This is a genomic window from Schlesneria sp. (genome assembly GCF_036405755.1).
Taxonomy (GTDB): Bacteria; Planctomycetota; Planctomycetia; order Planctomycetales; family Planctomycetaceae; genus Schlesneria; species Schlesneria sphaerica.
Genome location: NZ_DASWWZ010000660.1, coordinates 1 through 10951, shown reverse-complemented (window position 1 = coordinate 10951; position 10951 = coordinate 1). Strand labels below are relative to the sequence as shown.

Genomic DNA, 10951 nt, shown 5'->3' with positions numbered 1-10951 from the left:
GAACGAAGCGCTGACCGAAAACAGGGTCTGGGTTGGATTCGACCTTGGCGGCACGAAGATGAACGCCATGCTTTTCGATAGCAAGTTTGACGTACTGGGACGTCGGCGCAAGAAAAGTCGCGGCTCGGAAGGGGCAGACGCGGGTGTCGGTCGCATCATCAACAGCATTACCAAACTTCTGGAAGACGCCGGTCACAAAAAAGAGATGCTGGGCGGAATCGGAATTGGCTGCCCGGGACCCCTCAATCTTGAAGAGGGTGTGATCCTCGAGCTTCCCAATCTCGGGTGGAAGAATGTTCCACTGAAGAAGACGCTGGAAAAAGAATTTGGTTGTCCCGTCTTCGTCTGCAACGATGTCGATGCCGGGCTGTACGGTGAATACCGTTTTGGGGCAGCGGTCGGATCGCGGACAGCCCTCGGCGTCTTTCCCGGCACCGGGATCGGCGGGGCGATGATTTACGACGGCAGAATTTTTCGTGGTCGCACAGGCAGTTGTCTGGAAATCGGACATGTCCCGGTCGATTCCGATGGTCCTCTTTGTGGCTGTGGCCGACGTGGCTGTCTGGAAGCGATTGCCAGTCGTCTGGCGTTGTCAGCCGAGATCGCGAAAGCAGCCTACCGCGGTCAGGCCCCGAACATTCTGCGCGCCGCCGGAACCGATCTGACCAATATTCGCAGCGGCACCATCAAGGATGCGATTGAAGCGGGAGACAAAATCGTCGACGACATCCTCAGGGAAGGGGCACGCCAAATCGGATTGGTACTCGCCGGGACCGTGAACCTGCTGGCGCCCGATATGATCGTTCTCGGGGGGGGACTCGTCGAAGCCCTGCCGAAATTGTTCGTGGACGAAGTGTCGAAGACGCTCGCAAACCGTGTGATGCCCTCGTACCTGAAGACCTACGATATCAAGGTTGCGAAACTGGGCGACGATGCCGGTTCGATGGGGGCCGCCGCCTGGGCTCGACAATGCGTTGAGGAAGCTTGATGGCAACGGACGCGATCTGAATCGTCCTGACTCGACGGACATCAGCGAAGGGCCGCCCGGCGGATCGCTCCGCTGTGACGTCCTGAGTGGGGCTGCTTTTGTTCATGCCCTCCGGCAAGCAGATCAGGCCGCAGGTGGCAGCACGAAGGGAGTTGTGAAGAGATGAAGATTCTCTTTTTACACGGTTGGAATTCGGTTCCTGGCGGTGTGAAACCGACGTATCTCAAAGATCACGGGCACATCGTGTTCAATCCGGCACTGGACGACGACGACTTTCGCGCGGCGGTACAGACGGCTCAGGCCGTCTATGATCAGCAGAGGCCTGACGTTGTCGTCGGATCCTCGCGTGGTGGCGCCGTCGCCTTGAACATCCAGTCAGGCAGTACGCCCCTCGTTCTTCTCTGTCCGGCCTGGAAGCGGTGGGGGACAGCGAACTCAGTGAAGTCCAACGCACTGATTCTCCATTCGAGAAGGGATGACGTCATCCCGTTCACCGAATCCGAGGAATTGATCCGGAATAGTGATCTGCCGAGAGACGTTCTGCTGGAGGTGGGGAATGATCATCGGCTGGCCGATGAATCGTCACTGGGTGTGATGCTCTGGGGGTGCGAACTTCTCACCTCGCAGGAACAGTTGCCGATGGTCGATGAGACGTTGGTGGCCGGCACAGAAACTTCCGGGGATGTCACGTATATCTGCGATGCCTGCGGAGAGGAAATTGTGATCCCTCTCGACCGCACGGAAGGGACTCATCAGACGTACGTCGAGGATTGTCCCGTCTGCTGCCGGGCCAATCAGATCCACATCACGATCGACGAGGACGGGACGGTTCAAGTCGCGGCACAGCCGGAACAGGACTATGAAGAGCACTGAGCGTACGACTTCACGGTTTCCCATGCAGGGGTGGGCAGTGGGTACCGGTTACTCACAAGAAAAGAAGTCAGCTGCAGTGGCAAGACTGCAGCTGAGGAGAGAACCGGTCAAATCTAGTCATCGCTGGTTCAGATGATTCCCGTCGGAGCCATGCAGTTTGACCATCTTGTTATACAGCCCCAGAATCAGCAAGGTGGGGGCCCACTGCCCGACGAAGACCCCGTCTTCTTTCCGGTCCGAACAATGGAGTACGAGCGAACCGACGATAGAGGCGCCGGCCGCCCACAGGAACCAGTCTGACGGAATCTGAACTGTCTGCTGCTCGATTGTACGGGCCACAGTCCCTTCAGCGACAGGGGGTTGAGATTGCTGCGGTTGCATCGATCCTTCGTTCCATGGCTCACGACGACCGGATGCCTGCTTGGACGTTTTGTCTGCTTGTGTGAGAGTTTCAGCCATTTTGGGGTGTCCTCATTAACGAAAGAGTGGGTTACACATCCCTTGGGTTTAGCAATCAATGTGCCCAAGCCCCGTGACCACATGCCACCGTCTGGATGCTTCGAGACTGGATTGAATTCCGTCTTGAAAGGATTGCTCCGCCCTTCCCTGGCCCTGATTGCGCGTTGGCCGACCTCCTGCTATTCCTGATTCTCATACGGTATCGCGGTCGCCTTCCTACGACTTTGAAGACGGAAGAGAAGAGTTCTTGATTAGCCGTAGCGTTAGCCTAAACAGGCCGAGAACTTCGATTTAAGATCCGGCAATCTCGGTTGAAAAAGATTGCCCAATCTGATTGCGCTCGGTTTATTGGGGAGCCGATTCACCCTGCGGACGAACGGAATCTCGGTTACTTGCGGGGCTGTGAAAGATGCTTTTCAATGTCGACGTTGTCTTGATTTCCAGAATCCCTCACCCAATTCCCCATGTGGGGCTTCGGTAAGCACCCGATACCACGGCTGGACGTGAGGGGGTGGATCTCCTCTTCTGCAGAAAGCTGCGGGAGAGCTAACAGACAACGATTTCAGCCAGTTTTCACAATGACAGCGCGGACTCGTTTATAGATTGCGATGGCGCGCTGCGTTTGGTAACGCTGCACTCGATGGGCGACCACGATGGCTGGGAACCGCGCATTGAGTCTGTTCGTGTTTCCCATCGTGCTGTTGCCGAGGTTCCCTCTCTATCGAACTCGATAGAGAGGGTTCGTTTCGCCATCTGAAGACGCGTCACCGTTTCGAGCAGGTGTGTATCGAGCCAGTAGTATTACTGAAGTGCCTGCTGCAACGGACAATCGGAGTGTGGTGTTTCTCCGCGTCGATACTGGGTCAGTAAGTCCTTTGATCGCTGGGCCAGCATCCGGCGGACTTCTCGACGTTTCCCTTTGACCCGTTCGATTTTCATCGAGTCGTAAGCGGTTGTCTGATGTCGCATCCACGCGATGACTGCGGCTTCAGCGCGCTGCTCCACAGGGATGCGGGCGGTGCGAGCCACGGTCCCACTCCCTACCGGGGTGGCGTGCTCTGTGACGGCTTTCGCTAACCGCTGTGCGAGCTCGGCGTAACGTGCGTGAAAATCAAGGAACGCGAGGACAGCTCCATAGAAGTCCGTGACATACTCGGATTGGGCTTTCTCGCGACGCTTGGCGTCTGCTTCCTTTTTGCGTGCGTGCCCTTCCGTTGATCGCTCGGCTGCGAGGTCGATCCGGATTCGCTCGATCATCTCTGCGGATGCCCAGACACCTTTCGAAAAAACTTTCCTTCCCTTCTTCTCCGCGACGACAAAGTGTTCGCCAGCCCCTTTCACTCGGCGAGTCAGTGCCGCATCGCCAGGAGGGAGCAATACCCAGCCTGCGGGGATGGAGAGCACCGTCCCGTCTGCGGCCCGGACTGTATCGGGGGTTAATCCGGGACTGAAAATTCTGTCGCTCATCGGTAAGTCACGTCCTTGGTCTTCTGATTTCGATGGTTGAATTGGGGAAAGGGGCGGCACCGCCTCGCGTTCTCTGGCAAGGGGCTGACAACGCTCATAAGGCCTCGAGGTCTGTGCGGCCAGACAGAGACCTACTGTGAACATAATCCCGCAAGCTACGCACGTTACCTATTGTTGATCAGAGCAGCCGACCTGCTGCCATGCCGACGGTGACGGCAATCAGACCGAGCACGACCTGTCCGACGATGTTGCCGGCGGCCATCAGCCATTCTGTGTCCCGGATCAGCCCGTCGGTTTCAAAAGCGAAGGTCGAGAATGTGGTGAAGGCACCCATGAATCCGGTCAGAATGATTGCTCGATGTTCCACGCTGATGAGCGACCGGCCTTCCGCCAGGGACCAGACGAAGCCAAACATCAGACAACCGAGGACATTAATGACGAACGTTCCCAGCGGGAACGGGCCCTCGTACCACCGATGGATGAGATTGCCGAGTCCGAATCGTGCGAGAGCTCCTAACCCACCGGCGACAAAAATCAGACTCAATTTCGACATCAATTCCGGTTCCTGTGTGTCAGAGTCGGCGAGACGAGCCGGGCCGACTCCGGCATTGAACTCTGTTCTTCATGAAATGCAGGTGGCCCAATGCGAGGCTTCTGACCACGAATAATGTAGCGGGTCGAGTCGCCAGAGTCTCATTTCCGCAGACAGTTTTGTCCACGCACAGGTCGGGTGATGCAACGAAGTGCGGTGGCCCGTGCTGACCATTTGGAGCCGGTGACTTTGAGGGGCTCACGTCACGTTTTATCATCAGGGAACCGCTGCGTCAGTTCCGCCCCACAACGGTGGCCCCATCGCAGAGCGGGAGGAGTGGCCTGTTCTACAGTTACTTTCTGCGCGGGAGGGGGACGGATACTCCCGTTCCGTATTGTCTCTCAACTGAAAGCCGTTTGCCGAGGAGTTCCAAGAATGAAGGCTGTGCGACTACTGACCATCCTGGCGGCAATGGCACTTTGTGGCGACTCGTCCTCCGTGGCGGCGCAGGAATGGACGCGGTTTCGAGGGCCGAATGGCACCGGAGAGAGTGAGGCGACGACGACTCCCTCGACATGGACGTCCGAAGACTACAACTGGAACGTCAAGTTGCCCGGACTGGGGCACTCCTCCCCCGTGGTCTGGGGAAATCAGGTGTTTCTGTTGAGTGCAGATCCCGAAACGGCAACCCGTTATGTTTTGAGCTACGACGCAACGCTTGGAACAGAGCTTTGGAATCGTTCGTTCGAATCGACGCCCCACCACCTGCATAAGCAAAGCAGTTATGCATCGAGCACGCCTGCTGTGGACGCCAATCGTGTGTATGTCGCGTGGTCAGATCCTTCCAGCGTGACATTGATGGCGTTATCGCATCAAGGAGAGATTCTTTGGAAAAGAGATCTGGGACGATGGTACAGCCAGCATGGGTTCGGTACTTCGCCGATGCTGGTCGACGATCTCGTCGTACTCTCAAACTCACAGGAGGCCAAGGATGGTCCCAATCCGGCGGAGGAACCGCAGAGTTTCATGATGGCATTTGACGCCGCGACCGGGGAGGAACGGTGGCGTATCCCCCGTAATCCGGTGAACACAAGTTATGCCGTACCAGCCTTGTTTGAACCCAAGAACCGACCACGGCAAATCGTCTCCATGAGTACGGGTGACGGAATGTTTGGGCTGGATCCGCACACGGGAAAAGAAATTTGGTTCAACAAGTGCTTTGATAAGCGGACCGTCAGTTCGCCACTCGTGATTGGCGACTTGATCTTCGGCGGAACGGGTTCGGGGGGCGGAGGCAGTTACGTGGTCGCTTTGCGTAGCGATGGGACCGACGCGTCCCTGGCGTACAAATTCGACGCGCAGGCCCCTTATGTTCCCACGGTTGTCGCTCGGGGCGATCTATTGTTTCTGGTTTCCGACGGAGGAGTTGCGAGCTGTATTGATCTCAATACGGCGAAGGTTCACTGGCGACAGCGGATTGGCGGAAACTACAACAGTTCGCCCGTCCGCGCGCATGACAAGCTGTATTGTCTCAGTCAGGATGGTGAGGTCGTCGTTCTCGCTGCGGAAAAGGAGTTCGCTGAACTGGGCCGAGTCTCGCTCGGTGAAGGTTCACGAGCCACACCGGCGATTGCCAACGGCACGCTGTTCCTGAGAACGTTCTCGCACCTGATGTCCGTCGGCGGTCCCAACGGAGAACGGGGCGAACGCTGATCCCGATCGGGTGGATGCCGACGTCCACCGTACCGGTCTTGTCAGAATCTCGTCGATCCGATCGTCACAGTCGCAACCGGGACTGTGGCGGCGGGTTATGCTCTTTCCTCTATTTGGAGGCCGACGCAGCCACCCGATGGGTCGGCTGTGGACGGCCTGGCCGGAACATCTGAGCTTTCCCGAAGACAGGAGTTGTCCCGGACTCGGCACAGATCTTTCGAATCGATTCTTCGCTCAACTTGCCAAGCAGATCCGGGTCGCAGGCCACCCGTGCGTTGAGGACCAGATCGATCTGCCGCGTTGAGGCGTGTGAGGGGAGAGACAGTTCGGGAGCCAGATCACGAGTGACAAGGTTCGCCACTCCGAATGCGGCGGCGCTCAGACCGATGACTTTCAGGTGCGCGATTTCAAACCCCTGCTCGACGAGGCGGGTTTTGATGTCGCCAATCACTTTTAACAGAAACTGATCGAGTAAGAACTCGCTCGGGCTGGTGATCTGCACGCTACTGTTCAGCCAGCCAAGTTCCGCTTCCCCTTCCGCGTAGGTGTCGTAGTCGATGTCGAGAATTCGTCGACCAAAGTCACCCACCTGATCGAGGAATTCGAGATAGGCATCGAACCCCGCACCAGACTTCGCGGAGACGGCAAGTCGGGGTGTGTTGGGGAACTGCGCTTCCAGCAGCGAGTGAAGTTCCGCCAACTCCGCTGGCGAAAGTTCATCGACGCGATTAATGAGAATCACGTCGGCCTCTTCCAGTTGCTTTTGCAGGATGTAGGCGGCTTTCGGTGAGAATCCGGTTCCCGGTTCGTTCTTGAGAATCTTCCGGCCCTGGCTTGGTTTCAGAATGACGCCGTAAGGGGCGATTTGAAACCGCGACTGATAAAGCTGTTTGATCGGCTGGATGACGGTGGCCACGAGGTCTGTACAACTGCCGACCGGTTCAGCCAGGATCACATCGGGAGCTTTCTCGATTCCCAGTGAATCAATCGTCGTGATGAGGTCATCAAATCGGCAGCAGAAGCAGGCGCCCGCCACTTCGCCGACATCGAAACCCTGCGAGCGAAGAGATTTCGTATCGACCAGGTCGGCGGCTTGATCGTTGGTCACGATCCCGACATTCAATCCCTTGGAAGTATAGTGACCAGCCAGTCGCGAAAGTGTTGTCGTCTTCCCTGCCCCCAGAAACCCGCCGACCATGATGAATCGAACCGACTTTGACATGTCTTCCCTTTCGTGACCTGCGCTGCAATGGATTGAAATTCGCGACGGCAGTATGCGAATCCCGCTCAGGTCCCTGCCTCTCCATGTGCGGCAAGGGGTGAGGGACGCTGAGAGTGTTGATCATCTTCTGCTGAATCGTTCCGAGCATAATGGCAGAGAATGATTAAGTTAACCAACATGGGCGAGAGTGTTTGATGCCGTCAGCATGGGGGGCGAGACTGCCCGGCGATGGTCGAACTTTCGGGCGAAAGCGGGATCCCTCAACTGCAACCTCTTCTGCGCTTCACCCGAATCCGATGTCAGGGATGCCGCAGCGTCATGACATACTTTCAGAACAGGTTCATCCTGTCTGTCCTGCGTTCTGAGTCTGTCGTGATCGGCGATCTCTATTTCTCGGACCTGGCTGCTTTTTCTGCCTCTTTCCGCTTTTTGAAGTCGGCCAGCGTCCCTTCGGGATCGTCATTGAACGCGTCACGGCAGCCGGTGCAGCAAACGTAGTAGGTTTTGCCCTGATGCATCACGGCAATCGTTCCAAGACCTCCAGTTACGACACATTCCGGACCGGAGTTTCCCACAGCGGCGAGTCTTGTCCCCTCTCGCTGGTATCCGATCTCGGCGACGCGCGAGAAAAACGATTGCTGGTGGGGACGCTTTTCCAGCAGCAGCGTGATGCGATTTTCGTTCAGGAGGGTCAGAGTGGCTCGCTGGACATCTGGGTCATCCTCCGATGCAGATTCCAGGACCAGTCGTTTTTCAATTGGCTTTCCCCGGTAGATCCGAGTCGACTCGTCAGCGAGTGTCACCGTCAGCGTGAACGTTTTGTCTTCTTCGTCGTAACTCAGGAGAGCAGATTCCCATTGTTTGCTCCCGCTGATGGCCCAGCGAATTCCCGTGCTTTTGGGCTTCAGTTCCCAGACCGATTCCACACGTTCCTGCCAGGCTCCGGCTTGTGAACCACGCTTTGGCTGGCCGATCCCTCGCCATGTTCCCACCAGAACGTTGTATTCCTGAAGAGCTTGCACCGCGGCTGACCTGGTTGTCTCTTCCGGTGGCGTGTCAGCCGCCGCAGCGACTGTGATGGCGAGGCAGAGAATCAGGAGTGTTCGACGCAGAAATGGACAAATTCGCATGATCTGGCTCTCATTTTGGTCTCAGTCATTTTGACTTGTGCAGTATCCCAGTTGCCGGAGCAAAACGCCAGAACGAATCCGAACGACAGTGGAATCGATAAGTCCCCAGCGAACTAAGCGGCACCCCTGACTGGGGATGTGAGGAGATGTCGGATCGCCAACGCCTGTAATTGTCGACGGCGTGCGACGATCAGCCAGAGTCGCATTGGGGACAGATACGGATTGTCTATCGCCGATCAACTCCGAAACACTGCCGCAGTGCAGGACTGCATCGCAAACGCGGGAGCTTCTTTTCGAGAACTGAAGAGCGGCATCTTTGACGCTTTCCGTTCAGTTTTTCTTTCATTCCTGGCGATAGCGACGTAAGGAATGGCATCGAATCAGAAGCGATTTGGAACCATACCTCAGTGGCGACATTGGGCTTGAGGGTTCTCTGGCCAAAAAGAAATCAGGCCGTCGGAAAATTGATTGACCAACGGGCCGACCTGGGAACAATCCCAAGCCGGCCAGCAATCCGCGAGCGATGTGTTGATGCATAAATTGTGCAAAAGCATTGCGTTCGTTTTCACCGAATGCTATCATCTCCACATCTTACTCATCTTCGTGTTGAATTTTTTTGGGGCAAATTCATGGGACCCACGTCATCTTTCTCAACGAATGGTCGCGCTGCGAAATCCCTCCTCACGAACCGACGTCCACCCATCAATCGACAGCGCAGAATCCCCCGCGGTTTTACGCTGATCGAACTGCTGGTCGTCATTGCGATTATCGCGGTGCTGATCGCTCTATTGCTGCCCGCAGTACAGCAGGCGCGGGAAGCGGCTCGCAGGACGCAGTGCAAGAACAATCTGAAGCAGATTGGACTCGCTCTGCACAATTACCACGATAATTTTTCTACGCTGCCACCGGGCTGGATCGGTGTGACTGGAACCACTCCCGATGTCTTCGGGATGAACGGTTGGGGCTGGGCCTCGAAGATTCTTCCCCAGATCGATCAGGGACCGCTCTATAACAGCATTAACTTCAGCGCCAAGATGGAGTCACCTGCGAACGCGATTGCCCGTATCAGTCCGATCTCGGCGTTTCGGTGTGCATCCGATACGGCGCCCGGCTCTGTCTGGAAGATTCAAGATGAGTCCGCCACGGATCTGGCTGAACTGGCGGTGGCGAACTACATCGGCGTGTTTGGGACCAGCGAGATGGACCATTGCGCCGATCACCCCAACGCTCCGTGCATGGGTGAGGGGACCTTTTTCCAGAATAGTCGCGTCCAGATTCGTGATATTACCGACGGGCTGAGCAACACATTGATTGTGGGGGAAAGAAGGACTCGCCGCGACAACGGCTACAGCTGGACCTCGACCTGGGCCGGGGTGGTCGCCAATGGTGACGACGCGATCACCCGCGTCCTGGGAAGCAGTGATCACACACCGAACAATCCGGCCAACCACATCGACGATTTCAGCAGTTACCACGTCGGGGGAGCTCACTTTGTACTGGGGGACGGCTCGGTCCGGTTCATCAGTGCGAATATGGACCACGGCCTCTACCAGAATCTGACGACGCGAGCTGCGGGTGATCTGGTGGGCGAATTCTAATTGGGGATTGCTCTCGCTAACGCCAAGGGACTCTATGTCTCTCGATGCCGAATCTGGCCGGGGAGGCGCGTTTGGGGTGCTGAACACAAGGGGCGCCCCGTGGCTCCGATGAACTCTTTCGCACGTTTTTCAGTCGTCTTCGTTGCCTTAGAAGAAGCTGAAATGGTAGGGGAATGAGTGTGATCCCAGAGGCCACTCGCTATTCTTCCCATCACGTGTCAATGAGCCGTTCAGGGCTATCGAAGTTCGAGGTGTGTTTGATGAATCGTCCGTTGCCGATGCTTGTGAGCGTGTTGTGCTGGATGGCCTGTGCTGCTGTTTCTACCGCGGTAGGGGCGGAACAGACGCCGCCTGCAACGCCCCCATGGAGCGGATTTCTGACGGGAATCTCCAGCAACCCGGTCAATCCCGAGCAATTGCCACTGACGTGGACGCCTGAAACGGTGACGTGGAAAGCCTCGCTTCAGGGGGACGGGCAATCAAGTCCCGTGATTTGGGAAAATTCTGCCTATGTGACTTCGGTTGATGGACCGAATAAAGAAACATACTACGTTTCTCGAATTGATCTGGCGGATGGCTCGATCCGCTGGAGCAAAGCAATTCCATCGACCGATCCCGTCGAGAGCACGTATCTCGTCAGCCGGGCCGCCCCGACTCCCGTCTGTGACGCGACGAATGTCTACGTCTTCTTTGAGAGTGGCGATCTGATTGCGCTGACTCACGATGGCAAGGAAGTCTGGAAGCGGTCACTGTCGGTCGATTACGGTCGCTTCGACAACAAGTTCGGGCTGGCTGCATCGCCGGTTCAGGATGAAAGCTCGCTTTACATTCTGATTGATCATGCCGGACCATCATACATCCTGGCGATCAATAAGAACGATGGCTCGACGCGCTGGAGGACCCCACGCGAGAGTCGCAGAAGCTGGAGTTCACCGTTTCTGGCCCATATTGATGATCAGCCCCAGATCG

Annotated in this window: 10 protein-coding genes; 5 read left to right on the top strand and 5 right to left on the bottom strand. The window is 56.6% G+C overall.

Annotated features, from left to right (window positions below):
• Positions 1-10 precede the first annotated feature (10 nt).
• Complete coding sequence (locus tag VGE80_RS21860; protein ID WP_440594120.1) at positions 11-988, top strand: ROK family protein; 978 nt, start codon at positions 11-13, stop codon at positions 986-988.
• 162 nt (positions 989-1150) lie between these two features.
• Positions 1151-1861, top strand: a complete 711-nt coding sequence (locus VGE80_RS21855; RefSeq protein WP_440594119.1) for a CPXCG motif-containing cysteine-rich protein — start codon at positions 1151-1153, stop codon at positions 1859-1861.
• A 117-nt stretch (positions 1862-1978) separates the two neighbouring features.
• Here the strand turns inward: VGE80_RS21855 and VGE80_RS21850 are convergent, their stop codons facing one another.
• From VGE80_RS21850 to crcB, 3 genes are all read right to left on the bottom strand, one after another.
• Entirely contained in the window at positions 1979-2320 is a 342-nt protein-coding gene (locus tag VGE80_RS21850; protein ID WP_373649866.1) for a hypothetical protein, read from the bottom strand.
• An 801-nt stretch (positions 2321-3121) separates the two neighbouring features.
• Positions 3122-3787: a DUF2293 domain-containing protein gene (locus VGE80_RS21845; protein WP_440594118.1), complete on the bottom strand. Its 666-nt coding sequence runs from the start codon at positions 3785-3787 to the stop codon at positions 3122-3124.
• A gap of 178 nt (positions 3788-3965) precedes the next feature.
• Positions 3966-4340 carry a fluoride efflux transporter CrcB gene (gene crcB, locus VGE80_RS21840; RefSeq protein WP_440594117.1) on the bottom strand — a complete coding sequence of 125 codons (375 nt, stop codon included), beginning with the start codon at positions 4338-4340 and terminating at the stop codon, positions 3966-3968.
• Positions 4341-4754: 414 nt separating this feature from the next.
• Here crcB and VGE80_RS21835 point away from each other — a divergent pair, with 414 nt between their 5' ends.
• Positions 4755-6032: an outer membrane protein assembly factor BamB family protein gene (locus tag VGE80_RS21835; protein ID WP_440594116.1), complete on the top strand. Its 1278-nt coding sequence runs from the start codon at positions 4755-4757 to the stop codon at positions 6030-6032.
• A 109-nt stretch (positions 6033-6141) separates the two neighbouring features.
• Here the strand turns inward: VGE80_RS21835 and VGE80_RS21830 are convergent, their stop codons facing one another.
• Positions 6142-7254, bottom strand: a complete 1113-nt coding sequence (locus VGE80_RS21830) for a GTP-binding protein (RefSeq protein ID WP_440594115.1) — start codon at positions 7252-7254, stop codon at positions 6142-6144.
• Positions 7255-7640: 386 nt separating this feature from the next.
• A complete protein-coding gene (locus VGE80_RS21825; RefSeq protein WP_440594114.1) occupies positions 7641-8384 on the bottom strand; it encodes a hypothetical protein in 744 nt (247 codons plus the stop codon).
• Positions 8385-9013: 629 nt separating this feature from the next.
• On the opposite strand from VGE80_RS21825, the gene VGE80_RS21820 reads away from it, so the two are divergent.
• Together VGE80_RS21820 and VGE80_RS21815 are read left to right on the top strand one after the other, a co-directional pair.
• Positions 9014-9982, top strand: coding sequence for a DUF1559 family PulG-like putative transporter (locus VGE80_RS21820; protein ID WP_440594113.1), 969 nt, complete (start codon positions 9014-9016; stop codon positions 9980-9982).
• Positions 9983-10242: 260 nt separating this feature from the next.
• A partial coding sequence (locus VGE80_RS21815; protein ID WP_440594112.1) for an outer membrane protein assembly factor BamB family protein occupies positions 10243-10951 on the top strand: 709 nt, incomplete at its 3' end.